This window comes from Streptomyces sp. NPDC026301 (assembly GCF_055567935.1).
In genome coordinates this window covers 462,543-486,404 of sequence record NZ_JBVHPN010000002.1, presented here as the reverse complement: position 1 = coordinate 486,404, position 23,862 = coordinate 462,543, and the positions used below count along the sequence as shown (strand labels likewise).

19 protein-coding genes are annotated in these 23,862 nt (G+C 69.9%); 2 read left to right on the top strand and 17 right to left on the bottom strand.

Going from position 1 to position 23,862, the window contains the following annotated elements; all coding sequences use genetic code 11:
* Positions 1-258: 258 nt before the first annotated feature.
* Positions 259-1,437 (bottom strand): CapA family protein, encoded by a 1,179-nt coding sequence (locus ACZ4MH_RS05270; protein ID WP_351588366.1) that lies wholly within the window; start codon positions 1,435-1,437, stop codon positions 259-261.
* 65 nt (positions 1,438-1,502) lie between these two features.
* Between ACZ4MH_RS05270 and ACZ4MH_RS05265 the strand changes: the two genes are divergently transcribed.
* Positions 1,503-2,468 (top strand): hypothetical protein, encoded by a 966-nt coding sequence (locus ACZ4MH_RS05265; protein WP_467754117.1) that lies wholly within the window; start codon positions 1,503-1,505, stop codon positions 2,466-2,468.
* 7 nt (positions 2,469-2,475) lie between these two features.
* Here the strand turns inward: ACZ4MH_RS05265 and ACZ4MH_RS05260 are convergent, their stop codons facing one another.
* Positions 2,476-3,225 carry a Clp protease N-terminal domain-containing protein gene (locus tag ACZ4MH_RS05260; RefSeq protein ID WP_351588360.1) on the bottom strand — a complete coding sequence of 250 codons (750 nt, stop codon included), beginning with the start codon at positions 3,223-3,225 and terminating at the stop codon, positions 2,476-2,478.
* A gap of 99 nt (positions 3,226-3,324) precedes the next feature.
* Between ACZ4MH_RS05260 and ACZ4MH_RS05255 the strand changes: the two genes are divergently transcribed.
* Positions 3,325-3,738, top strand: a complete 414-nt coding sequence (locus tag ACZ4MH_RS05255; protein WP_351588357.1) for an NTP pyrophosphohydrolase — start codon at positions 3,325-3,327, stop codon at positions 3,736-3,738.
* A gap of 7 nt (positions 3,739-3,745) precedes the next feature.
* Here ACZ4MH_RS05255 and ACZ4MH_RS05250 read toward each other — a convergent pair whose 3' ends face one another.
* From ACZ4MH_RS05250 to asnB, 15 genes are all read right to left on the bottom strand, one after another.
* Positions 3,746-5,248, bottom strand: coding sequence for an amino acid permease (locus tag ACZ4MH_RS05250; protein WP_351588356.1), 1,503 nt, complete (start codon positions 5,246-5,248; stop codon positions 3,746-3,748).
* Positions 5,249-5,420: 172 nt separating this feature from the next.
* A complete protein-coding gene (dxs, locus tag ACZ4MH_RS05245) occupies positions 5,421-7,361 on the bottom strand; it encodes a 1-deoxy-D-xylulose-5-phosphate synthase (RefSeq protein WP_351588353.1) in 1,941 nt (646 codons plus the stop codon).
* A gap of 192 nt (positions 7,362-7,553) precedes the next feature.
* Positions 7,554-8,864 carry a sugar ABC transporter permease gene (locus ACZ4MH_RS05240; RefSeq protein ID WP_351588350.1) on the bottom strand — a complete coding sequence of 437 codons (1,311 nt, stop codon included), beginning with the start codon at positions 8,862-8,864 and terminating at the stop codon, positions 7,554-7,556.
* Positions 8,861-9,664, bottom strand: a complete 804-nt coding sequence (locus ACZ4MH_RS05235) for an ATP-binding cassette domain-containing protein (protein ID WP_351588347.1) — start codon at positions 9,662-9,664, stop codon at positions 8,861-8,863. Before ACZ4MH_RS05235 ends, ACZ4MH_RS05240 begins: the two co-directional genes overlap by 4 nt.
* Positions 9,665-9,752: 88 nt before the next feature.
* Complete coding sequence (locus ACZ4MH_RS05230; protein WP_351588344.1) at positions 9,753-10,844, bottom strand: sugar ABC transporter substrate-binding protein; 1,092 nt, start codon at positions 10,842-10,844, stop codon at positions 9,753-9,755.
* A 171-nt stretch (positions 10,845-11,015) separates the two neighbouring features.
* The gene (locus ACZ4MH_RS05225; RefSeq protein WP_351588341.1) at positions 11,016-12,215 is read right to left on the bottom strand and encodes an ROK family transcriptional regulator; all 1,200 of its coding nucleotides are present in this window, start codon (positions 12,213-12,215) and stop codon (positions 11,016-11,018) included.
* Between the two features lie 244 nt (positions 12,216-12,459).
* A complete protein-coding gene (locus ACZ4MH_RS05220) occupies positions 12,460-13,323 on the bottom strand; it encodes a carbohydrate ABC transporter permease (protein ID WP_351588338.1) in 864 nt (287 codons plus the stop codon).
* Positions 13,323-14,270 (bottom strand): carbohydrate ABC transporter permease, encoded by a 948-nt coding sequence (locus ACZ4MH_RS05215; RefSeq protein WP_351588335.1) that lies wholly within the window; start codon positions 14,268-14,270, stop codon positions 13,323-13,325. The genes ACZ4MH_RS05220 and ACZ4MH_RS05215 overlap by 1 nt, the downstream gene beginning before the upstream one ends.
* Positions 14,271-14,303: 33 nt before the next feature.
* Positions 14,304-15,566, bottom strand: coding sequence for an extracellular solute-binding protein (locus ACZ4MH_RS05210; protein ID WP_351588332.1), 1,263 nt, complete (start codon positions 15,564-15,566; stop codon positions 14,304-14,306).
* Positions 15,567-15,596: 30 nt separating this feature from the next.
* Positions 15,597-16,487 carry a carbohydrate ABC transporter permease gene (locus ACZ4MH_RS05205; RefSeq protein ID WP_351588330.1) on the bottom strand — a complete coding sequence of 297 codons (891 nt, stop codon included), beginning with the start codon at positions 16,485-16,487 and terminating at the stop codon, positions 15,597-15,599.
* 22 nt (positions 16,488-16,509) lie between these two features.
* Entirely contained in the window at positions 16,510-17,424 is a 915-nt protein-coding gene (locus tag ACZ4MH_RS05200; RefSeq protein WP_351588418.1) for a carbohydrate ABC transporter permease, read from the bottom strand.
* Positions 17,425-17,611: 187 nt separating this feature from the next.
* Positions 17,612-19,042: an N-acetylglucosamine/diacetylchitobiose ABC transporter substrate-binding protein gene (gene ngcE, locus ACZ4MH_RS05195; protein WP_351588327.1), complete on the bottom strand. Its 1,431-nt coding sequence runs from the start codon at positions 19,040-19,042 to the stop codon at positions 17,612-17,614.
* Positions 19,043-19,396: 354 nt separating this feature from the next.
* Entirely contained in the window at positions 19,397-20,710 is a 1,314-nt protein-coding gene (locus ACZ4MH_RS05190) for a UDP-glucose dehydrogenase family protein (protein ID WP_351588415.1), read from the bottom strand.
* A 13-nt stretch (positions 20,711-20,723) separates the two neighbouring features.
* The gene (locus tag ACZ4MH_RS05185; RefSeq protein WP_351588325.1) at positions 20,724-21,983 is read right to left on the bottom strand and encodes an MFS transporter; all 1,260 of its coding nucleotides are present in this window, start codon (positions 21,981-21,983) and stop codon (positions 20,724-20,726) included.
* Positions 21,984-22,021: 38 nt separating this feature from the next.
* Positions 22,022-23,854, bottom strand: coding sequence for an asparagine synthase (glutamine-hydrolyzing) (gene asnB / locus ACZ4MH_RS05180; protein WP_351588324.1), 1,833 nt, complete (start codon positions 23,852-23,854; stop codon positions 22,022-22,024).
* Positions 23,855-23,862 lie beyond the last annotated feature (8 nt).

Below are 23,862 nucleotides of genomic sequence, written 5' to 3'. Positions count from 1 at the left end.
CTTCGTAGCCGAAGCGGCCAACGGGGGGCTCCCTTCCTGGAGCTCAGCCGGAGCGCGCTCCAGGTGCTGCGTGCGGGCTGACGTGCGGGTATGTCGGAAAACCGCGGCGCAGGAGCGGGCCTTGTGGGCACGCTCCTGCGGTGAAACCGCATAGAAGACCCGCGTACCGCGGGAAGGGTTGTACGAGTTTCGTAAGTTTCCGCTGTGAGGTGGGCGACGTCCGGGCGTACCGGCGTACCAGCGGCCGGACGGGCGCGGTCAGCCGGCCGGCAGCGGTTCCAGTGGCCGCGGTCCGTCCTCGCCCGCGCCCCGGTTGAGCAGCGTGCCCTGAGTGCGCTCGAAGGCGAGCCGGTAGCGGGCCCGCTGGTCCGCGGTCAGCCCGTCGCCGTCCCGCAGCGCCGCCGCGACGTCGACCAGCCGGTGGTCGGTGACGGCTCCCTCGGGCAGCTTGCCGCTCTCGTCGGGGTCCGGCGGCAGGTCGACGAGCGTGGGGACGTACTTGGGCGTGACGTCCCAGCCGCCGCCCTGCCGCTCGGCGAACTCGAACCAGCCGATCACGCCCTCCTCGGTCAGCCCGGAAGGCACGTCGTGCCGGGCGAGCTGGTTGCCGAGGCCGTACGCGATCCAGGTGCCGTCGACCTTCTCCATGGGCTGCACGACGTGCGCGTGGTGGCCGATGACGAGGTCGATGCCGGTCTCCTTCGCGAGCCGGCGGGCGAACTTCAGCTGCGGTGCGCTGGGCTCGGGGTGGTGCTCGCGGCCCCAGTGGATGCTGAGGACGACGGCCTCGGCGCCGGCCTTGCGGGCCCGGCGCTCGGCCGCCGCGATCTTCTCGAAGTCGTTCTGGTTGACCAGCCACGGCTTGTCCGCCGGCACCTCGCGGCCGTTGAAGCCGAAGGCGTACGAGAGCTGCGCGACCTTGACCCCCTTGACGTCCATGATCAGCGGGGTGGCCGCCTCGCGGGCGCTGCGCGCCGAGCCGGTGTGCTTGAGCCCCGCCGCGTCCAGCACGTCCAGCGTGCGCTTCACCCCCGAAGGGCCGTGGTCCAGGGTGTGGTTGGAGGCGGTGGAGCAGGTGTCGTAGCCGACGTGCTTGATCGTGGTGGCGATCTGCGGCGGTACGAGGAAGTCGGGGTAGCTGCGGAACGGGCCGCCGGGCTTGCCCGCGACCGGCTCGAAGTGGCAGATCGCCAGGTCGGCCTTGCTGATCACGGGCTTCACCCCGGCCATGATCCGGTCGAAGTCCAGGCCCTGCTCGCCGCCGCCGGTCGCCGCCGCGTCCTTGCGCGCCTGCTCGGTCAGCTGCGGGTGGATCAGGATGTCACCGGCCGCGGCGACCGTGAAGCGGCGGCCGTCCGGCTTCACCGCGGCCTCCGTCTCCGCGGCTCCGCAGCCGGCGAGACCGGCCAGCGGGAGGAGGGCGGCGGTGGCGGCCACGAGCCTCCGAGTCGAACGGAGACTCCAGTAAGGGCGATTCGTCACTCAGTTAACTTTATACAACTATGACCGTGGTTCGGACGAACAAGATAACGATTGCGCGAACGCTCCGGCTGTTCGCGGCCGTTGCGGCGCTGGTCACGGCCGCCGCCTGCGGGGCGGGGCCCGGCGGTGTACGGGCCGAGGGCTCGGCGGAGCCGACGCCCGTCGACCTGGTGCGCCGGGTCACCGGCTACACCACGGGCTTCTCCCCCGCCGGCGGCTACGTCCGCCCGGAGCGGGCGCAGCGGCGGGCGGTCGCGGCGGGCGTCGGGCTGCTGCTCGACGGCCGCCGGGACGCCGCCCGCGCCCGGCTGGCGGACGCCGGGTACACGGTCCGCACCCTCACCGACCGGGCCACCGGGCGGCAGTACGCCGAGGTGGCCGACCGCGACCGCGGCTCGGAGGCGGAGCGCGGCTGGGGCCGGGTCTACGTCGACCTGGAAGCGCCGGCCCGCTGGTCGGTGCAGGTGCCGCACCCGGTGGCCGACCAGGACACCGAACGGCTGGGCGTCGGCGTGCTGCTCGCCGCCCGGGGCGGGGTGCTGGTCCTGGCGGGCGCGCACCGCGACGCGGGCAGCGGCGACCGCGCGGACGTGGCGCACCACCGCGACACCGTCTTCGACGCGGTCTGCGCCGAGCTCGTACGGCGCGGGCTGCCGGGGCTGCAGATCCACGGCTTCGCCGACTCCTCGGCGCCGGAGTACGACGTGATCGCCTCGACCGGGCGGGGCACGGCGGCGCGCGCGGACGGCCGGGCCCTGGCGGACGATCTGCGGTCGCACGGCTTCGAGGTGTGCCGCGCCTGGGCCCGTACCTGTCCGCTGGCCGGCGAGACGAACGTGCAGGGCCGGCGCGCCCACGCCGCCGGCGTGCCGTTCCTGCACATCGAGTACCGCCACGGCGTCCGGGCCCGCGAACACCGCGCGGTGGTGGTGACGCGGGCCATGACGGCCGTGGTGACGCGCTGGTCGGGCAGTACTCAGGGCTGACGCGCCGTCACTCCTGCGGCTTGTCCGCCACGAGGGCGGCCAGGGTGGCGGTGACCCATTCCTCGGCGGCGGCCTTGGTGACGCCGAGGCGGGTCAGGACGCCGTCGCCGTCCTCCTGCTCCAGGAGGGCGAGCAGTACGTGTTCGGTGCCGATGTAGTTGTGGCCGAGCCGCAGGGCCTCGCGGAAGGTCAGTTCCAGGGCCTTCTTGGCCGCGGCGTCGAACGGGATGAGGGCGGGGACCTCGGCGTCCGCGCGCGGCGGCAGCGCGGCGGTGGCCGCCTCGCGTACCGCCTCGGGCGTGATGCCCTGCGCGGCGATCGCCTTCACTGCGAGGCCCTCCGGCTCGGCGAGGAGGCCGAGGACGAGATGCGCCGTCGTGATCTCGGTGTGGCCGGCCGCCTTGGTCTCGTTCTGGGAAGCGACGACGACGTTGCGGGCGCGCGGCGTGAAGCGGCCGAAGCCCTGGCTCGGGTCGAGGTCCGAGGTCGCGGGGCCCTTCGGGACGAAGCGCTTCTGGGCCGCCTGCTTGGTGACGCCCATGCTCTTGCCGATGTCCGTCCAGGACGCGCCGGAGCGTCGCGCCTGGTCCACGAAGTGGCCGATCAGGTGGTCGGCCACGTCGCCGAGGTGGTCGGCGGCCAGTACCGCGTCGGTGAGCTGGTCGAGGGCGTCGGTGTGCACCTTCTTGATGGCCTCGATCAGGTCGTCGAGGCGCACCGGCTGCGTGCTGCGTACGGGTTCCACGGAATCTGCCATGCGTCAACGGTAGGTTGACGATGACCGGGGCGTCAACCCCAGGTTGTCGATTCGCGGATAGTGATCTCCCCGGCGGCCGCGGAATGCCACGATGAACGCATGACAGCGACAACCACCCTCATCGTCGACGGCGCCAACGTCGTCGGCTCGGTGCCCGACGGCTGGTGGCACGACCGGCGGGGCGCGGCCGAGCGGCTGCGCGACGGCCTCGTGGCGTACGGCGGGAGCGGGCTGCCCGGCATCGCCGACCCGCCGGTGGAGCTGGTGCTCGTCGTGGAGGGCGCGGCGCGCGGGGTGGCGAGCGTCGACGGCGTACGGGTGGAGTCGGCCGACGGCAGCGGCGACGACCGCATCGTCGAACTGGTCGCGGCCCGGCCCGAGGGGCGGCCCTGCGTGGTCGTGACGGCCGACCGGGGGCTGCGGGCCCGGGTGGAGGCGCTGGGCGCCCGGGTGACGGGCCCCCGTTCCGTACGCCCGGCCGGCACCGGTGGCGGCCGGGCGTACGGCAGATGAGGAGCCGTCAGCCGCGGCGCCCCATCCGGCTGTGCGACCGCCCGTACACGAAGTAGAAGACGAGCCCGACCGCCATCCAGACGGCGAACCGCAGCCAGGTCTCCGCGGTCAGGTTGATCATCAGCCACAGGCACGCCAGCACCGACAGGACCGGCACCAGCGGCACCAATGGGGTACGGAAGGAGCGCGGCAGGTCGGGGCGGGTGCGGCGCAGGATGATCACGCCCAGTGCGACCACGACGAAGGCGAACAGGGTGCCGATGTTGACCAGTTCGGCCAGGACGTCGATGGACGTGAAGCCGGCCACCACGGCGACCACCACGCCGAGCGCGATCGTGGACCGGTAGGGCGTGCCGAAGCGCGGGTGGACCGTGGAGAACACCCGGGGCAGCAGGCCGTCGCGGCTCATCGCGAAGAAGACCCGGCTCTGGCCGAGCAGCAGGATCATGCTGACGGAGGTGAGGCCGACGGCCGCGCCGAAGCTGATCAGACCGGCCCAGAAGGGGTGCCCGAGGTCCTTGAAGGCGTCGGCGAGCGGCGCGTCCGTGGACAGCTTGCTGTACTTCTGCATGCCGGTGACGACGACGGACACGACGACGTAGAGGACCGTACAGATCAGCAGCGAGCCGAGGATGCCGCGCGGTACGTCGCGCTGCGGATTGCGGGCCTCCTCGGCGGCGGTGGCGACGATGTCGAAGCCGATGAAGGCGAAGAAGACCACGGCGGCGGCCGCGAAGATACCCATCACGCCGAAGCTCGCCGGGGTGAAGCCGAACAGCAGCTGGACCAGCGGCGCCTGCCAGCCGCTGCCGCCCTCGCTGGGCACGGACTTGGGCACGAACGGCTGGTAGTTCGCGCCGTTGATGAAGAACGCGCCGACCACGATGACGATCAGTACGACGGTGACCTTGACGCCCACGACCACCGCGGTCACCCGCGAGGACAGCTTCATGCCCGCGACCAGAATGGCCGTCAGCACGAGCACGAGGATGCAGGCCAGCAGGTCGAACCCGAAGTGTCCTTCATGGGTGCCGGAGAGCCCCTGCGGCAGGTGGACGCTCGCGGAGTCCAGCAGCGAGCGGATATAGCCGGACCAGCCCACGGACACCACGGCACAGGCCAGCGCCAGCTCCAGGACCAGGTCCCAGCCGATGATCCAGGCGGGGAATTCGCCCAGCGAGGCGTAGGAGAAGGTGTACGCGGAGCCGGCGACCGGGACGGTGGAGGCGAACTCCGCGTAACAGAGCGCGGCCAGCGCGCACACCACACCGGCGACGATGAAGGAGAGGGCGACAGCGGGGCCCGCCGTCTCCTTGGCGATCTTGCCGGTGAGCACGAAGATGCCGGTGCCGATGATCACCCCGACGCCGAAGACCGTGAGGTCCAGCGCGGACAGTGACTTCTTGAGCGCGTGCTCGGGCTCCTCCGTGTCGCGGATCGACTCCTCGACCGTCTTGGTACGGAAAAGGCCGCGGCGGCGGCCCTCCTGCTCTGGCAACGAACTGCTCATGGGCGAACCTCCGCCTGGGCGACCGTCTGGGAATCCCCAACTGACCGAGTCTCGGCAAAAGCGGGGAACAGTCACTGACGGCTTGCCCGAAGGCGCCACAGATCACTCGATATGCGCAGGGACCGGTCCGCACCCGAACGAGTGCGGACCGGTCCCTGCGGCGTCGGACCGATCAGTCCTGGGCGACCTGGGCCGGCTCGGCGGCCTGCGCGTCCCCGGTGTCCTCGTAGCGGCCGTCGATCTTCGCGACCAGGCCGGTGACCTGGCGGGCGATGTCCGGCGCGGTGAGGCCGATCTCGGCCATGATCTCCTTGCGCGACGCGTGGTCCAGGAAGCGCTCGGGGATGCCGAAGTCGCGCAGCGGCACGTCCACGCCCGCGTCCCGCAGCGCCTGCGCGACCGCGGAGCCGACGCCGCCGGAGCGGATGTTGTCCTCGACGGTGACCACGACGCGGTGCCGGTCGGCCAGGCCCGGCAGGGCCGCGTCGACCGGCTTGACCCAGCGCGGGTCGACGACGGTCGTGGAGATGCCCTGCTTGTCCAGCAGGTCGGCGATCTCCAGGCACATCGGGGCGAGCGCGCCGACGGAGACCAGCAGCACGTCCGGGCGCGTGACGCTCTCGGGCGCGTTGCGCAGTACGTCCATGCCGCCGATCCGGCCCACGGCCTCGACGGCCGGGCCGACCGCGCCCTTGGAGTAGCGCACCACGGTCGGCGCGTCGTCGACCTCGACGGCCTCGCGCAGCTGGGCGCGTACCTGGTCGGCGTCGCGCGGCGCGGCGATCCGCAGGCCCGGGACGACCTGCAGGAGCGACATGTCCCACATGCCGTTGTGCGAGGCGCCGTCCGTGCCGGTGACGCCGGAGCGGTCCAGGACGAAGGTCACGCCGCACTTGTGCAGCGCCACGTCCATCAGGACCTGGTCGAAGGCGCGGTTCAGGAACGTCGCGTACAGCGCGAAGACCGGGTGCAGACCGCCGGTCGCCAGCCCCGCGGCGGAGACCGCGCCGTGCTGCTCGGCGATGCCCACGTCGTAGATCCGGTCGGGGAACGCCTCGGCGAACTTCTTCAGGCCGACCGGCTGCAGCATCGCCGCGGTGATCGCGACGATGTCCTTGCGCTCCCGGCCGAGCTTGACCATCTCCTCGCCGAAGACGGAGGTCCAGTCGGCGCCGGAGGCGGAGACCGGGAGGCCGGTGTCGGGGTGGATCACGCCGATGCCGTGGAAGCGGTCGGCCTCGTCCTGCTCGGCGGGCTCGTAGCCGCGGCCCTTCTGGGTCAGGCAGTGCACGATGACCGGGCCGCCGAAGCGCTTGGCGCGCTGCAGCGCGGACTCCAGCGCCTCCATGTCGTGACCGTCGATCGGGCCGACGTACTTCAGGCCCAGGTCCTCGAACATGCCCTGCGGGGCGATGAAGTCCTTCAGGCCCTTCTTCGCGCCGTGCAGCGTCTCGTAGAGCGGCTTGCCGACGACCGGGGTGCGCTCCAGCAGGTCCTTCCCACGGGCCAGGAAGCGCTCGTAGCCGTCGGTCGTACGGAGCGTGGCGAGGTGGTTGGCGAGGCCGCCGATGGTCGGCGCGTACGAGCGCTCGTTGTCGTTGACGACGATGACCAGCGGGCGGTCCTTGGCGACCGCGATGTTGTTCAGCGCTTCCCAGGCCATGCCGCCGGTGAGCGCGCCGTCGCCGATCACCGCGACGACGTGGTCGTCCTTGCCGCGCACCTGGTTGGCCTTGGCCAGCCCGTCGGCCCAGCCGAGCACCGTGGAGGCGTGGCTGTTCTCGATGACGTCGTGCTCGGACTCGGCGCGCGAGGGGTAGCCGGACAGGCCGCCCTTGGCCCGCAGCTTGCCGAAGTCCTGGCGTCCGGTCAGCAGCTTGTGCACGTAGGACTGGTGGCCGGTGTCGAAGAGGACCCGGTCCTGTGGCGAGTGGAAGACGCGGTGCAGGGCGATGGTCAGCTCGACCACGCCGAGGTTCGGGCCGAGGTGTCCGCCGGTCTTGGAGACGGCGTCGACAAGGAACGTACGGATCTCTCCCGCGAGCTGCTCCAGCTGCTCCGGTCCGAGCCGGTCCAGATCGCGCGGTCCCCTGATGCGGGTCAGCAGCGCCACCCGTGCCTCCTTGTGCGTTGCGTCGAGCTGTTTTCGAACCGCTTCGGGACGGTCCGAGCTGATCGAGCTTGCCGATCAGACGAGTCTAATGTTCCGCGCGCTGCCACTGCGCGCGGGCCGTGCGAGGAATGTCACGCATATGGCCCCCACCCGTAGGGAACCGGGCAGGGGCCATCGGGCTGACCGGGCGTGTCAGGTCCGTCCGGCCGTCTTCTGGGTCCGCCGGGAGACCGAGTCGATCACGACGGCGGCCAGCAGCACCGCGCCGGTGATCATGTACTGGATCTCGCTGGCCATGCCCAGCAGGTTCAGGCCCTGCTGAATGGACTGGATCACCAGCATGCCCAGCAGCGCCGACCAGATCTTGCCGCGGCCGCCGAAGAGGCTGGTGCCGCCGATGACCGCGGCGGCGATCACGTTCATCAGCGTGTTGCCCGCGCCGAGGTTCTTCGTGGCGCCGCCGGAGAGGCTGGCGATGAAGAGCCCGCCGAAGGCCGCGAGCATCCCGGAGATCGCGAAGACCGTGATGCGGATCTTGTCGACGTTGATGCCGGCCCGGCGGGCCGCCTCCGCGTTGCCGCCGACCGCGAAGATCTGCCGGCCGTAGGTCGTGCGGCGGACCACGAAGTCGGCGACGACCAGGACGGCCAGGAAGACGACGAGGGCGAGCGGCAGGCCGCGCGCGCCGGCCGGCTCGTTGAGCACGTACGCGACGACGAAGGCGATCACCGCGACCACGGCGGTGCGCAGGCCCACCTCGCTCAGCGGCCGCGAGGGCAGCCCGGCGGCCTTGCGGCGCCTGGTGTCCAGCAGCAGCGAGCCCGCGTACGCCAGCACGGCGACCAGCGCCAGGCCGTACGCCGCCGCCTTGTCCTCGAAGTAGTAGCCCGTGAGGTAGGCGACCACGCTGTCGTCCGGCGTGTTGATGGAGCCTTCCTTGCCCATCATCCAGATCTGCAGGCCGCTCCAGCCGAGGAAGCCGGCCAGCGTGACCACGAAGGCGGGCACGCCGATCTTGGCGAAGAAGAAGCCGTGCAGCGCGCCGATCAGCAGGCCGCAGACGATGGCGAGCAGGACGGACAGCCAGTCGTTCAGGCCGTTCGTCACGCTGAGCACGGCCCAGACCGCGGCGCCCACGCCCGCCACCGAGCCGACCGAGAGGTCGATCTCGCCCAGCAGCAGCACGAAGACGATGCCGACGGCCATGATGCCGAGGCCGGAGGTGTAGACGCCGATGTTCGCGAGCGAGCCCGCGGACAGGAAGCTGCTGGTCTGCAGCTGGAAGACGACCGCGATGACGATCAGGCCGAGGACGACCGGGAGCGAGCCCAGCTCGCCGCCGCGCATCCGCCGGGTGAAGTCGGTCCAGTACCCCTTGAAGCCCTGCTCGCGGACGAGCAGGCGGGGGTCGACGGCGGCGGCCGGGACGGCGCCCTGCTCCGCCGCGGCGGCGCCCTGGTCCGGCGTGCCGCCCGCCGCGCTCTTGGTGAGGTCGCTGCTCATGACGCGCCCTGCTCCTTCTTCACCTGGTCCGTACGGGCCTTGCGGCGCGTGACGGCGTTGTCCGAGGCGCCGGTGATGGCGGCGATGATCTCCTCGTGGGAGGTGTCCGCCACCGGGAAGACGCCGTTGTTGCGGCCGAGGCGCAGCACCGCGACGCGGTCCGCGACGGCCTGCACGTCGGCCATGTTGTGGCTGATCAGGATCACGCCGTGGCCGCGCTCGCGGAGCCGCTCGACGAGGTCGAGGACCTGCGCGGTCTGCTCGACGCCGAGCGCCGCGGTCGGCTCGTCGAGGATGACGACCTTGGGGTCGCCGATCAGCGCGCGGGCGATGGCGACGACCTGGCGCTGGCCGCCGGAGAGCGCCGCGACGGGGATGCGGACGCTGGGGATGCGGATGGACAGGGTGTCCAGCAGCTCCTTGGCGCGCTTCTCCATGGCGATCTCGTCCAGCACGGAGGCGCGGCGCAGCTCGCTGCCGAGGAAGAGGTTGGCGACGACATCGAGGTTGTCGCAGAGGGCGAGGTCCTGGTAGACGGTGGCGACGCCGAGCTCCTGGGCGTCGTGCGGCCGGTTGATGCGGACCGGTCGCCCCTCCCACTCGATGGTGCCTTCGTCGATGGGGTGGACCCCGGCGATGGTCTTGACGAGGGTCGACTTGCCGGCGCCGTTGTCGCCGACCAGGGCGACCACCTCACCGGGTTCGATCTCCAGCGTGACGTCCGAGAGCGCCTGGACGGCGCCGAACCGCTTGGAGACCGAGCGCAACGCCAGCACGGGCGCAGCGGACACGTGAATCATCTCCTTCGCCGCCTGTCGGGCGGGAATGGTGCGTACGAGGCTGCCCGGCGGCCCGCGCCACCCAGGGCGCGGGCCGTCCGGGGGAGGGCTACTTGATGCCGGCTTCCTGGCACGCCTTCTTGTAGTCCGCGGTGCAGAGCTGGCTCGCCTTGTACACCTTGTCCTTGATGATCGTGTCCTTGATGTCGTCCTTGGTCACGATCTGCGCGTCGTACAGCTTCGCCGGGATGCCCTTGACCTCGCCGCTGAGGCTGTCGACCTTGTCCGGGGTGACGGAGCCGATCTTCTCGCCCTTGAGGAGCTTGACCGCGACCTCGGCGGTGGTCTCGGCCTGCGGCTTGATCTGCTTGTAGATCGTGAAGGACTGCTCGCCCTTCAGGATCCGCTGCAGACCGGCCAGCTCGGCGTCCTGGCCGCCGACCGGGACGTCGACGCTGCGCTGCTTCAGCGCGGTGAGGATGCCGCCGGCCATGCCGTCGTTGGCGGAGTAGACGGCCTGGAAGCCGTCCTTGCCGAGGGAGTCGATCGCCGAGTTCATCTTCTTGTTGGCCTCGTCCGGCGACCAGTCCGGGATGTCCTGCTCGTAGACGATCTTCTTGACCTGCTTGTCGAGGACCGTGTGCGCGCCCTTCTTGAAGAAGGGGGCGTTCGGGTCGGTCGGCGAGCCGTTGATCATCACCACGTTGGCGTTCTTGGCGTCGCTGCCCAGGGCCTTGACCAGGCCCTCGCCCTGGAGGCGGCCGATCTTCTCGTTGTCGTAGGACACGTATGCCGAAATGTCGCCCTCGGCGAGGCGGTCGTACGCGACGACCTTGACGCCCTTCTTGGCGGCCTGGTTCACCCAGGACTTGGTGGCCTTGAAGTCGACCGCGTCCAGGATGATGACCTTGACGCCCTGCGTGATCAGCGCGTCGAACTGCTTCTTCTGCGTCTCGGTCTCCTGCGCGGCGTTGTTGTACTTCACCACGCAGTCCGCGCAGAGCTCCTTGATCTTCGCCTCCATCAAGGGGCGGTCGAAGGTCTCGTAACGCGTGGTCTTGTTCTCCGGCAGCAAGAGGCCGATGGTCTTCTTGTCACCACCGCTGTCGCCGTCGCTGCCGGCCTTGCCGCAGGCGGCCACGGTCGCGGCCATGGAGACCGCGGTGGTGGCTATGACGACGCGACGCACAAATGCGTTCATGGGGATGGCCCTCCCTGACATGGCCGCGTCCTTGCGGCCGAGGTGCTTGGAGTCAACTCGGCCGCTCGCAGGGCGTCAAGGAGTAAATCCTTAACGAGATGACAACGGTGCCATCCGTTAGCTGTGTGAACTCAGAGTGCGCCCCAGCACCGGTGGGGCGCCTCTCTTGCTTCAGACAATGGCGGGAGCGTCCACGGCGAGCGTGCCGTCCAGCAGCGTGGAGTCCCCCATTTCGCTGAGCACCAGCGCCAGCGCGCCCAGCACTTCGGCCCGGCCGCCCAGCGTGCCCGGTACGACGCCGAGCTGACGCGCCGCACTGGGGATGGCGTACCGCGACACCGACTCCCGGATCGGCCCGAGCACCAGCTCCCCGGCCTCCGCCAGGTCGCCACCGAGCACCACCCGGCTCGGATTCAGCAGATTGCACAGGTTCGCCACGCCGCTGCCGATGTGCCGGCCGACGTCCGCGATGACCCGGCGGCAGCCCGGGTCGCCGTCGCGCGCCAGCTGGACGACGCCCGGCATGGTCAGGTCCGGGCCGTGCCCCGGCTGGAGCAGCGGGAGGACGTACCGCGCCGCGGTGAAGGTCTCCAGGCAGCCGCGGTTGCCGCAGCGGCACACCGGCCCCGACTCGTCGAGCGTGATGTGCCCGATCTCGCCCGCCGTGCCGCCCGGGCCGCGGTAGATCTGCCCGCTGATCACCAGCCCGGCGCCGACGCCGCTGGCCACCTTGATGTACGCGAGGTCGGCGGCGCCCCGCCCGGCGCCCCACACCAGCTCGCCGAGCGCGCCGAGGTTCGCGTCGTTGTCGACGTGCACCGGCACGCCGAGCCGCTCCGAGAGCTCCTCGCCGGGGTTGGTGCCGGACCAGCCCGGCAGGATCGCGGTCGAGCCGAGCGTCCCGGAGACCACGTCGATCGGGCCCGGCACGCCGAGGCCCACCCCGACGACCTTGGAGCGGTCGATGCCGGTGGCCGCCACCAGCCGGCTGACCAGCTGCTCGGCCCGGTCGAAGCCCTCGGCGGCCGAGGCGTCCACATCGATCGGCTCGGACTCCTCGGCGAGCACCTGGTGCGCGAGGTTGCCGACCGCGACCCGCAGGTGGCTGTGGCCGAAGTCGACGCCGACCACGACGCCCGCGTCGCCGGAGAGCGAGACGGAGCGGGCCCGACGGCCGCCCGCGGAGGTGGGCGTGACCTCGACGGTCCCGCCGTCCTTCAGCTCCCGCACGATGTTGGAGACCGTGGCCGCCGAGAGCCCGGTGGTCCGGGCGATCTCCGCCTGGGTGAGCGATCCCGCCATCCTCACGGCGCGCACGACCCGCTCAAGGTTGGCCCGGTGCAGCGAGGACTGCGACCCCGGAGTCTCCATCGACTCATCCACTCCCGCCTGCCGCGGGCGGCACGACGACCGCCCGCCGGCCGGGCCACAGCAATGGGACCCGGCTTGTCTCCAACATGTGAATCTAAGCTGAGCCGCCCGGGTCCACTCCCGTCAAGTCCTCGACCACCGCAGGGCGCATATCCACGCACGACGGCCGACCCGCCGCGTGGACACGCCCCAGGGCCTCCCGTCGCCCGGCGGCGGAAGGCGGGGAGGCCCTGGGCGGAACGGGTTACTTCACCGAACCCGCCGTCAGTCCCGAGACCACGTGCCGCTCGATGAAGGCGAACAGCACGATGACCGGCACGATCGCCACCACGGAAGCGGCGAAGAGGTAGTTCCACTCCACGGTGTAAGCGCCGATGAAGTTGTTGATGCCCACCGTCAGCGGCTGCTTCTCCGGCTCGGTGGTGAGGGTGAGCCCCATCACGAACTCGTTCCACGCCGAGATGAAGGTGAAGATCACGGTGGTGACGACACCGGGCAGCGCGAGCGGCAGCGTCACCTTCGTCATCGCGCCGAACCGGCTGGTGCCGTCCACCATGGCGGCCTCCTCCAGCTCCGGCGGGATCGAGCCGATGTACGCCGTCAGGATCCACACCGCGAAGGCCAGGTTGAACGCCGCGTTGGTGAGGATCAGCGTCCAGACCGAGTTGAGCATGTCCAGCTGGTGGAACTCCCGGTAGAGGCCGACGAGCAGCGCCGTGGGCTGGAACATCTGAGTGACCAGGACGAGCAGCAGGAAGAGCTTGCGGCCCCGGTAGCGCATCCGCGCCGTGTAGTAGGCGGCGGGCAGCGAGACCAGCAGCACGAGCAGCGTGGCGCCGCCCGCGACGACCATGCTCACCTGCAGGTTCTGGCCGAGCGCTGACTCCTTCCACACGTCGATGAAGTTCGCCCACTCGAAGTGCTGCGGCAGGTAGGTGCGGTCCCGCAGCTCGCTCTTGGGGCGCAGCGCGGTGACGACCATCTCCAGGTACGGCGCGAGGAAGAGCGCGGCGAGCGCCCAGGCGCAGACCGTGATGACAAGGGTGCGCGGCCGGAAGGTGCGCTTCGGCGCGCGGGCCGTGGGGCGGCCCGCCGTCGCGGTGGCCATCAGTCCTCCTCGTTCCACCGGCTGACCTTCAGGAAGATCAGCACGAGCACCACGACCATCCCGAAGTTGACCACCGACATGGCCGCGGACTCGCCGATGTCGGTCTCCTTCAGCTTGTACATGAACACCATGGTCGTGGAGGTGTCATAGCCCGGGCCGCCCTGCGTCATGGCCCAGATGATGGGGAAGGAGTTGAAGACGTTGATGAGGTTGATGACCACGCCGACGAGGAAGGCGGGCCGCAGCAGCGGCAGCGTGATGCGCCGGTAGGTCTGCCAGGGGCCGGCCCCGTCGATCCGCGACGCCTCGTAGACGTCCCGCGGGACGGTCTGCAGTCCGGCGAGGAGCGTGTACGTGGTGAAGGGCAGCGAGACAAAGACCGCGACGGCCATCATCCACGGCCAGGCCGTGCCCGACCGGCCCAGCCAGTCCCTGGAGCTCTCGATGAGGCCGAGGTCCAGCATCAGGGTGTTGAGCACGCCGGCCGTCTGGTTGAGCATCCACTTGAAGCCGATCGCGGTCATCAGCACGGATGCCGCCCAGGGCGCGATGAGCGCCCAGCGTGTGATGCGGCGCCCGGGGAACCTCTGGTTGAACAGCTGGGCGAGGGCCAGCGAGAGCAGCATCGTGACGGCCACGACGACGACGGTCCACACCGCCGTCCAGAACAGCACGGCCCCGAAGTCGCTCTCCTCGAAGAGCTTCGCGAACTTGTCGGTCCCCGCGCCGCCGCGCACCTTCCCGGCGATGGAGATGTTGAGGAACGAGGTGCGGATCAGCTCGACGACCGGCCAGACGACCACGGCGAGGATCAGCAGAACGACGGGCGCTATCCAGGGCAGCGGTCCGAGCCTGGCGAGACCGCCAGGGCGCCGCACCGGCCTGCGTACGCGCCCGGACCGTCCCCGGCCGGCGTCGGCCGGGGACGGCGGGGCCTTCACTGACACAAGTGCTCCTTGCGAACGGGTGCGTGCGAGCCGTTACTTGGCGTCGGCGGCCGCCGACTCCGCCTTCTTCTGCAGGTCGCCGAGGACCTGCTTCGCGTCGCCGGCGACGGCCTTGCCGCCGGTCTTCTTGATCTCGGCCGAGACGACGTCCCAGGAGGTGTCGCCCAGCGGGTAGAACTTGGCGTTCGGCAGCACCTTGAAGAAGGGCTCCAGGTCCTTGTGCTTGCCGTTGGACTGCATCGTCTTGAGCGCGTCCTGGGTGACCGGCATGAGGTTGTACATCTCGTCGAACTGCAGCATCTTCTTGGAGTACGTGAAGTCCAGGAACTTCTTCACGCCCGCCTTCTCGGCGCCGCCGTCCTTGAACGCCATCATCCAGTCGGCCACGCCGAGGGTGCTCTTCAGCGGCCCGTCCTTGCCCGGAATGGGCACGACTCCGTAGTCGACCTTGCCCTCCTTGGCCATCTGGATCAGGCTCGGGTGGCCGTTGAGCATGCCGACCTTGCCGGCCGCGAAGTCGGCGAAGGCCGTCTTGCGGTCGGTGGAGGCGGGGTTGGCATAGGTGAGACCGGGCTTGACCAGGTTGGTCCTGAGCCAGTCGAAGGTCTCGGTGTTCTTGGCGCTGTCCAGGGTGTACTTGCCGCTCGCGTCCGTGTAGCCGCCGCCGTTGCCGAGCTCCCACATCATCGTCTCGCCCTGGGTCTCCTCGGGACCGAGCGGCAGGGCGTAGGGGATTTCCGCGGCCTTGGCGGACTTGATTTTCTTGGCGGCGGCGGCGAGCTCGTCCCAGTTCTTGGGCGGTGTCTTCACCCCTGCCTTCTTCAGCACGTCCTTGTTGTAGAACATCACGCGGCTGGAGGAGACCCACGGAATGCCGTACTGCGTGCCGTCGACCTCGCCGGCCTTGGCGAAGGTGGGAATGAGGTTCTCGCGCGTCTTGGGCGAGAGCACCTCGTCCGCCTTGTAAAGGAGATCGTCGGCGACCTTGTCGGCGTAGCCGCCGGTCTGCAGCAGATCCGGCTCGTTGCCCGCCTGGATCATGTTCTTCACGGACTTGTCGATCTCATTCCAGTTGATCACCTGGACATCGACCTTGTAGCCCTTGTTGGCCTTTTCGAATTCCTTCTTGACGTCGGCCCAGTACACCTTGGAGGCGTTGGACGCCTTGTCCCCGTAATCGGCGGCGACGACCTTGATGGTCTTGCTGTCGCCGCTGTCACTGCCGCCACCACAGGCGGAAAGTCCCAGTGCCATGGCGCTCACTACCGCACCGGTGGCGATGATTCGCTTGTTCATGGACAACCCTTCGACATCGGTAAGCGCGCCTTACTTGAGGGCGCCGGCGGTCAGGCCCGCCTGCACCTGGCGCTGGAAGACCACGTACACGACGAGCACCGGGAGCATGGCCACCGTCAGGCCCGCGAAGAGCGCGCCCCAGTCGCCGCGGTAGCCCTGTGAGACCGCCAGCGAGGCGAGCCCCTGCGGCAGCACATAGCTCTTTTCCTCTTCGTTGTTGAGCAGCAGCGGCAGCAGGTACTGATTCCACTGGCCGAGGAAGTTGAAGATGCCGATGCTGACCAGGCCCGGCTTGGCCATCGGCAGCATGATCTGGAAGAAGGTGCGGGTGTGCGAGGCGCCGTCGACCATCGCCGCCTCCTGCACGCCGGTCGGCAGCGTACGGAAGAAGGAGGTGAGGAAGAAGGTGGTGAACGGCAGCGAGTACGCGATGTACGCGATCATCAGGCCGGGGCGGGTGTCGAGGAGGCCGAAGTTCTCCATGACGGCGAAGAGCGGCACCAGCGCGAGGATGACCGGGAACATCATGCCGCCCGCGAACAGCATGAAGACGACGCGGTTGCCCGGGAAGGTGAAGCGGGCGATGACGTAGGCGGCCATCGAGCCGAGCAGCATCGTGCCGGTCAGCGATCCGGCCAGGATGACCAGGGAGTTGAGGGTGTAGCGGCCGATGTTGGCCTCGTTCCACGCGTGCCTGAAGTTCTCCCAGTGCAGCGAGGACGGCCAGCCCATCGGGTCGCTGAGGATGTCGCCCGAGGTACGGAACGACGTCACCGCGACCCAGACGAGCGGGCCCGCCGCCATCACCACCCACAGGAGCAGGAAGGCGTGCGAGAAGACGTTGAGGGTGGCGCTCTCGGCGCCGCGGCCTCGGCGGCGGGCACCCCGGGCGGGGGCCGTTTTCTCGGGTGTGGTGGTCATGGCGATGTGGCTCCCGCGCTCGTCAGTATTCGATCCGGTCGCGGTTCCCGATCCTCATGATGATCAACGAGAAGATCACGCTGAGGACGAGGAGCACGACACCGATGGAGGTGGCGTAGCCGTACTGGCCGTCGCGGAACCGTTCGTAGAGGAAGACCGGGGTCACCTTCAGGGCGTTCCCCGGCACCATGACGAGGACGATCGCGAACGAGTCGAGCGCCTGGATGCCCATATAGATCCAGCCGGTCCGCACGGTGTCCCAGGTCAGCGGGAGCGTGACGCTGAAGAAGGTGCGGCCCCGGGCCGCGCCGTCCAGGAGCGCGGCTTCGTAGATGTCCTTGGGGATCGCGCCCATCGCCGCCGAGAACAGCACCACGTAGAAGCCGACGAAGCTCCAGGAGAGCACGGTGAGCACCGCGATGAGGGCGAGGGTGTGGTTCCCGCCCAGCCAGGCGGGGCCGGCCACACCGGCGGATTCCAGGGCACCGTTGAGCAGGCCGCTGTTGGTGCTGAAGACCCGTCCCCACACAACGGCGATGATGGCGACGGAGAGGACCTGCGGGAAGAAGTAGACGACCTTGTAGAGCGAGGAACCGGCCACGCCCGCCACGGCCTGGCCCCTGCGGTGCCGGCCGCCCGCCGTGAGCATGTAGGCGAAGAACATGCCCAGGACGAGCGTGATGAGCGGGGCGATGACGAGCAGCGTGAGGCTGGTCGTCGCGGAATCCCAGAACCGCTCGTCGTGCCACATCTTCACGAAGTTGCCGAGGCCGATGAAGTTCGCCACCGGCCCGCCGGACCAGTCGGTGAACGAGTAGTAGATCGCCTGAATGAAGGGCGAGATGACGAAGACCGCGTAGAAGGCCAGCGGCACGACCAGGAAGCCGGCGATGAAGCGGTACTTGTCGAGCGTGCGGTATCTGCGGTCGTTGCGCACTCTCTCCGGCGTGAACCGGGGCGGGAGGAGAACCGCCGCGAGAAAGAGCAGCCGCCCCGGCGCCGAGGTCTGCTGTGCTCCGCCGTAACCCGTCCTGCCGGGCGAGGACTTGTTGTCCGCCCGTGTCTGTGCGCTCACGCCGCCCCGATTCACCGCTGTTGTCCCCGTGCTCCGTACTGTCGCCCCGTCAGCCCTTCTTGACCTTGGTGATGTCGGGGTCCTTGGCCACGCGGTCGGACGCCTTCTGCATGGCGTCCATCACGCCCCGCACCGACAGGTCACCCACCATGAACTTGGCCATGGCGCTGTCGAAGTCGTTCGCGAAGAGCTCCTCGTACCACTCCTTGAAGAACGGGATCACGACGTTGTCGCCGGCGGCCGTGAGCGCCTTTTGCGCGCTGTCGACGCCGGGCGGCAGATCCATTCCGGCGATCGCACCCTTCAGGGCCGGGATCGAGGAGACCTCCTTGAAGAAGTTCTGGGCGGCCTTCTTGCTGTACATCATCCGCAGCCACTCCATGCCGCCCCGCACGTTGACGGCCTTGGCCGGAACGACGAAGGGCTCGCCGGGCGGGGCGTAGAGCGTGCCGAACGGCATCTTGTCGCTCTTGTCCAGCGAGGGGGTCGCGCCCACCGCCATCCTGAAGCCCTTCGGAGTGGTGTCCTTGGCCTCGTTCTCCACCCAGGAACCGTCGGGGATGAAGACGCACCTGCCCTTGGTCCAGGCGGTCTGCATCTCCGTGTGGGCGTCCTGTCCGTCGAAGCCGGTCAGCACGTACTTCTTGGCGATCAGTTCCTCGAACGCCTCCAGGACGGACTTCACCGCGTCGTGCTTCCAGGCGTTCGGCTCCAAGTAGTCCATCGCCTCGACGACTTGCCGCCCTCCCACCTGAGCGAACATCGCGTACATGCTGAAGAGCATGTACCGGGCGTGGCCGCCCGGATAGCTCCAGCCGTGGATGCCCTTGGACTTGGCCTTGCGGCAGACAGCGAGCATCTCGTCCCAGGTCTTCGGATACTCCATGCCCAGCTCGTCCTCCAGGAGCCGCTTGGAGTACCAGTTGCCGTACACGGTCGTGGCGATGTTGAGCTGGTAGCAGCCCTTGGTGCCAAAGGCGCCCATCTCTTCCATGCCCGCTGCGAGCGTGTCGCGCACCTTCACACTCGGGTCGTCCCACGAGGGCGCGTCGAGCAGCTCGGTGAGGTCGGCCACCTGCCCGTTCTTCACGAGCTTGCCGAGGTTCATCTTGTCGGCGCCGGAGTTATTGATCACGTCAGCGGTCGGGTTGCCCCGGATGATCTTCGGCTGCAGCTGGGTCGCGATGCGCTCCGTGGCCTTCTGCGACGGCTTCGCCTTGGGGTACTTCTCCGCGTACATGTCCGTGACGTACTGGGCGTACTTGTCCCCGTAGCCGCCGTTGAAGATGTACACGGCGAGGCCCGCGTCCGTCTTCACGCCGAGCGGGTTGTCCTTGCTCTTCTTGCCCTTCTCGGCCTTGTTCTCCTCGCTGCCGCCGCTGGCGCAGGAGCTGAGGGCGCCGATGGCGGGCACCGTGAGAAGACCGGCCGCCGCGGCCCTCTTCATCACGTCACGACGGTTGAGTCTGCTGGATCCCATGCTCAAGTCCTCGCCTTCTGGACTCAGGCGGTGAACCGGACCCTCCCCGGCACCGCGGTGGTGTGAAGCTGGGGTCGTACGGTGCTGCTGTACTGCTGTGCCTGTTCCGGGGCCGGTGACAAGGAAGGGCCCGCACGGCTCGCATCGCTGCTCGGACGCTTTCCCCTGCCCCCTGCCCGGGTCCGCGTTCGGCTGAACGGCCATGCTGACGCCGACAGGTATAGTCCTCTCCCCACGAACTGGGCAAGATCGAACGCAGGTTTGCAGGCCGGTCTTGTCCGAGTTGAGACCTCACGGTGACGGCCGTCCCGCTGCTCCGCTACCCCGCCAGTGCGCCAGGGGGGCGAGCCCCGGTCAAGGGCGGCCCAGGGCCCGGTAATGCCATCCGGCCTTCCGCCAGACAGCCGGGTCGAGGGCGTTGCGCCCGTCGAGGACATGGCGCACCGTGACCACCGCGCCGAGCTCCGCGGGGTCCAGGCGCACGAACTCCTGCCACTCCGTGAGCAGAAGCAGCACGTGTGCCCCACGCGCCGCTTCCGTCGCCGAGGTGGCGTAGCTCAGCTCGGGGCATGCCTTGCGGGCGTTGTCCAGCGCGACCGGGTCGTACACGGACACCCGCCCGCCCTGCCGCTGGATCTCCCCCGCGACGTGGAGCGCCGGCGAGTCCCGGATGTCGTCGGAGTCGGGTTTGAAGGCAGCGCCGAGGACGGCCAGCCTGCGGCCCGCGAAGGACCCGCCCGCGAGGTCCCGGGCGAGATCCACCGTGCGGTCCCGGCGGCGCAGGTTGACCGCGTCCACCTCGCGCAGGAACGACAGCGCCTGCCCGGCGCCCAGCTCATCGGCGCGGGCCAGGAAAGCGCGGATGTCCTTGGGCAGGCAGCCACCGCCGAAGCCGAGTCCGGGGCGGAGGAAGCGCCCGCCGATGCGATCGTCGTAGGACATGGCCTCGGCGAGCTGCACCACGTCCGCTCCGGCCGCTTCGCACACCTCGGCCATCGCGTTGATGTAGGAGATCTTGGTGGCCAGGAAGGAATTGGCGGCGGCCTTGACGAGCTCGGCGGTGGCGAAGTCGGTGACGACGAAGGGGACTTCGCCGAGAGGCGCGTAGATCTCGCGCAGCACCTTCTCGGCGTACCGGGTACGGAGGCCGAGGACGACGCGGTCCGGGCCGAGCGTGTCCTGGACGGCGAAGCCCTCACGCAGGAACTCGGGGTTCCACGCCAGGTCGACCCGGTCACCGGCCGGCGCGAGCCGCCGCAGTCGGCCCGCGAGCCGCTCCGCCGAACCGACGGGCACGGTGGACTTCCCGACGACCAGGCACTCCCGCGTCAGATGGGGCGCCAACGCGTCGACCGCCGCATCGAGCTGCGAGACGTCGGCCGCGTACTCGCCCTGTTTCTGCGGCGTGCCCAGGCACAGGAAATGTACGTCGCCGAACTCGGCCGCCTCCTGGTAGGAAGTGGTGAAGCGCAGCTTTCCGGAGTCCAGCCCGCGGCGGAGCAGCTCGTCGAGACCTTCCTCGTGGATGGGGAGCCGACCGGCGCCGAGCCGGCGGATCCGGTCCTCGTCGATGTCCAGCCCCAGGACCTCGTGGCCCAGTTCCGCCATGCACGCGGCGTGGGTGATGCCGAGATATCCGCTGCCGATCACCGTCATGCGGTACCGCATGGACAAGCCCCAATCATGTGCTGGTCGCGTCGAGGGAGGGAGTGGCCGGCGCGGGCCGCGGTCGCTCCGGCGCGCGCAGGAGCCGGCGGATGGGGGCGACGGCGATGAGGGCCGCGGCACAGCAGAAGCCGATCACCGTGGCGACCATCAGCATCCGGTGGACGCCGAAGGCCGTGCTGGCGGGGCCCGCGATCATCTGCCCGATCGGCACGGCGAGGATCGAGCCCGCGATCTCGTAGGCGGACACGCGGTTGAGCCGGTCCTCGGGAATCTGGGTCTGCATCGTGGTGGCCCACTGGACGCCCCAGAACGCCCAGCCGATGCCGCTGATCGCATACCCGAGCATGAGCAGCGGCTGGGCCGGGACCAGGGAAGCGGCCAGCGGCATCAGCGGGAACAGGAACATCGCGAGCCCGCCGCCGAAGAGCGGCCGGGACGGGCGGATCCGGATCGCCAGCACACCCCCGAGGACGCAGCCGGCCCCGAACGCGCCCTCGGCGTAGCCGAACGCGGCCTTGCCGTGCGCGTCGGTGATGGAGGCCGCGCCGAGCGGCGTGATGGGGCCCCAGACGAACATCCCGAGCATCCACCAGATCAGGATCACCGCCCACAGCCAGGACCGGGACCGGAACTCGTCCCAGCCGGTACGCAGATTCGCCAGCGTGGAGGCCGACCGGTCCGGCTCGAACCGGGGCAGCCGCAGCGCCACCAGGCAGACCCCGCTGACCGCGAAGGTGGCGGCGGTCGCCGCGAACGCCACGGCCGCCGACGTGGTGGCGACGAGCAGCCCGGAGAGCGCGGGCCCCGCCATCGTGGACATCCCCTGGGCCACCCGCAGCACCCCGTTGGCCTGCTGCGGGTCGGCGGCGACCTGGGGCACCAGGCTGGTGACGCCCGGCTGGAACATCGCGGTCGCGGTCCCGCCGAGCACGGACACCGCGAGGATGAACCACAGCGGCGGGTGCCCGAGCCAGAAGTACGCCGCGAGCGAGCCGATGAGCAGGAACCGGACCGCGTCCGCGGCGATCATCTGCGGCCTGGGGTGGAACCGGTCGGCGAACACCCCGCCGAAAACGACGAAGAGGGCGAACGCCCCCATCCAGGCGCCGAGCGCGAACCCGACCGCGCTGACCCCGTATCCGAGGGAGAGCAGCGCGACCGACATGGCGACCGGGAGCATCGCGTCACCCAGCATCGACGCGATGCGGGCGGTGAAGTAGCCGCCGAAATTCCAGGTCCACAGGCGGGCCGGCGGGGCGAGGGGCGTGATCATTCGGGCATCCTTTGCACGGAATTCAGGCTGGAGAACTCTCAGAGGTCCATCCGCACCCCGTAGGTGCGCAGCCAGCTCTCCGTCTGGAGTGCCGTCTCCAGAGCCGCCCGGCTCACCCCGCTCTCCAGCGCGGCCGCGCCGCTCCCCGCCACCGCTGCCCTGAGTCCGTCGGAGAGCAGCGGAGCGATCGGGCTGTCCGGGTCGCGTACGACGGCCACGAGCCGGTCGCGGAGCACGCGGTCGTAGGCGGTGTCCCGGAGGTTGGGATAGGGGGTCTTGACGCGCATCGCCACCGGCTCCGGGAGCAGGTCCTTCATGACCGCGCGCAGCAGGCTCTTCTCCCGGCCGTCGAAACCCTTCATGGCGCGGGGGATGTTGAAGGTGTACTCGACGAGCCGGTGGTCGGCGAAGGGCACCCGGATGTCGAGCCCGGACGCCATGCCGAGCCGGTCGAGGCGGTCGAAGAGAACCCGGGAGTGGCGGGTGTGCGCCAGGTAGGTGACCTCCCGGTAGCGCGCCTCGTCCGCGTCGTCGAGGTGGTCGGCCGCCGCGATCTCCGCGACCGCGGCGCTGTGGGAGTCGCGCTCGTACGTGGCCAGGTCGAGCTTGCCGAGGAGGCCGGGGTCGAAGACCGACTCGTAGCCCTGGAAGCGCGGCCTCCCCTCGGCCACCCAGGGGAAGGTACTGGTGGAGATCCACTCGGAGAGGCGGTTCCAGTTGTATCCGCCGAACACGTCGTCGCCGCACTCTCCGGAGAAGGCGACGGTGGCGTGTTCTCGCGCGGCGCGGAACAGCAGATGCAGGGAGGCGTACTGGTCGCCCTTGTTGATCGGCACGTCGTAGGCGGCCAGGACGGAGGCCCGCAGTGCCGGGTCGAGCAGGTCGAGGTCCTTCAGGGAGATCTCGCCGTGGTCCGTGCCGACGTGCTCCGCCAGCATCCGCGCGTAGAGGTGGTCGTCGTTGCCGGCCTTCCCGTCGGGGTCGTGGTCGTTGACCGCCAGCGAGCGGACGGGGCCGATCCCCTGGGCGCGGGCCGTCTTCGCCTCCAGCGCGGTGAGGGTACTGGAGTCCAGGCCGCCGGAGAGCAGCGCGCACGGCGGCGCTTCGCCCACCATCTGCTCGGTGACGATGGTCTCCAGCAGGCCGCGGACGGTGTCGATCGTCCGGTCGAGGGATTCCGTGTGGTCCGCCACCCGCAGTCCCCAGTAGCGCTTCTCGACCGTGCCCGCGCGCGTCACCCGCACCGTGTGGCCCGGGCGGACCTCCCGCATGCCGCGGAAGATCGCGTGCCCTGGCACCCGGGCGACCGAGAGGATGTCGCGCAGCCCCTCGGCGTCGACGGCCGCCGAGAAATCGGGATGGGCGAGGATCGCCTTCGGCTCGGAGCCGAAGAGCACCCCGGCCGGCGTGATCGCGTAGCACAGCGGCTTCACGCCCATGCGGTCACGGACCAGCAGCAGTTCCTCCCGTCGTACGTCCCAGAGAGCGAAGGCGTACACACCCTCGAGCCGCGTGACGAAGTCCGGCCCCCACTCCCGGTGCGCGTGCAGGGCCAGCTCGGCGTCGCCGCCGGCCCTGAGGTCGTGGCCCGCCGACCGGAGCCGGGTCCGCAGCTCCTGGGCGTTGTAGAGCCGGCCGTTCCAGGTCAGGACCGTGCGCGGGCCGGAACCGGCATCGAGGACCAGGGGCAGCTCGCCCCCTTCGGCCTCGGCGGCGGACCGCCGCCGGTGGCCCAGCGCGGCGTGCCCGGACAGCCACACGCCTTCGCCGTCCGGACCGCGCCGGGCCAGCGTGGCCGTCATGTCCTGTACGACGTCCCGCTCCCGCGCCACGTCGCGGGAGAAGTCGACCCAGCCAGCTATACCGGACATGCCGCACT

Excerpts from the sequence above, each read along its gene's own strand:
- ACZ4MH_RS05265 (WP_467754117.1), top strand. The coding sequence starts at position 1,503 with ATGACCGTGGTTCGGACGAACAAGATAACGATTGCGCGAACGCTCCGG.
- ACZ4MH_RS05260 (WP_351588360.1), bottom strand. The coding sequence starts at position 3,225 with ATGGCAGATTCCGTGGAACCCGTACGCAGCACGCAGCCGGTGCGCCTC.
- ACZ4MH_RS05255 (WP_351588357.1), top strand. The coding sequence starts at position 3,325 with ATGACAGCGACAACCACCCTCATCGTCGACGGCGCCAACGTCGTCGGC.
- ACZ4MH_RS05250 (WP_351588356.1), bottom strand. The coding sequence starts at position 5,248 with ATGAGCAGTTCGTTGCCAGAGCAGGAGGGCCGCCGCCGCGGCCTTTTC.
- ACZ4MH_RS05240 (WP_351588350.1), bottom strand. The coding sequence starts at position 8,864 with ATGAGCAGCGACCTCACCAAGAGCGCGGCGGGCGGCACGCCGGACCAG.
- ACZ4MH_RS05235 (WP_351588347.1), bottom strand. The coding sequence starts at position 9,664 with ATGATTCACGTGTCCGCTGCGCCCGTGCTGGCGTTGCGCTCGGTCTCC.
- ACZ4MH_RS05230 (WP_351588344.1), bottom strand. The coding sequence starts at position 10,844 with ATGAACGCATTTGTGCGTCGCGTCGTCATAGCCACCACCGCGGTCTCC.
- ACZ4MH_RS05225 (WP_351588341.1), bottom strand. The coding sequence starts at position 12,215 with ATGGAGACTCCGGGGTCGCAGTCCTCGCTGCACCGGGCCAACCTTGAG.
- ACZ4MH_RS05220 (WP_351588338.1), bottom strand. The coding sequence starts at position 13,323 with ATGGCCACCGCGACGGCGGGCCGCCCCACGGCCCGCGCGCCGAAGCGC.
- ACZ4MH_RS05210 (WP_351588332.1), bottom strand. The coding sequence starts at position 15,566 with ATGAACAAGCGAATCATCGCCACCGGTGCGGTAGTGAGCGCCATGGCA.
- ACZ4MH_RS05205 (WP_351588330.1), bottom strand. The coding sequence starts at position 16,487 with ATGACCACCACACCCGAGAAAACGGCCCCCGCCCGGGGTGCCCGCCGC.
- ngcE (WP_351588327.1), bottom strand. The coding sequence starts at position 19,042 with ATGGGATCCAGCAGACTCAACCGTCGTGACGTGATGAAGAGGGCCGCG.
- ACZ4MH_RS05190 (WP_351588415.1), bottom strand. The coding sequence starts at position 20,710 with ATGCGGTACCGCATGACGGTGATCGGCAGCGGATATCTCGGCATCACC.
- ACZ4MH_RS05185 (WP_351588325.1), bottom strand. The coding sequence starts at position 21,983 with ATGATCACGCCCCTCGCCCCGCCGGCCCGCCTGTGGACCTGGAATTTC.
- asnB (WP_351588324.1), bottom strand. The coding sequence starts at position 23,854 with ATGTCCGGTATAGCTGGCTGGGTCGACTTCTCCCGCGACGTGGCGCGG.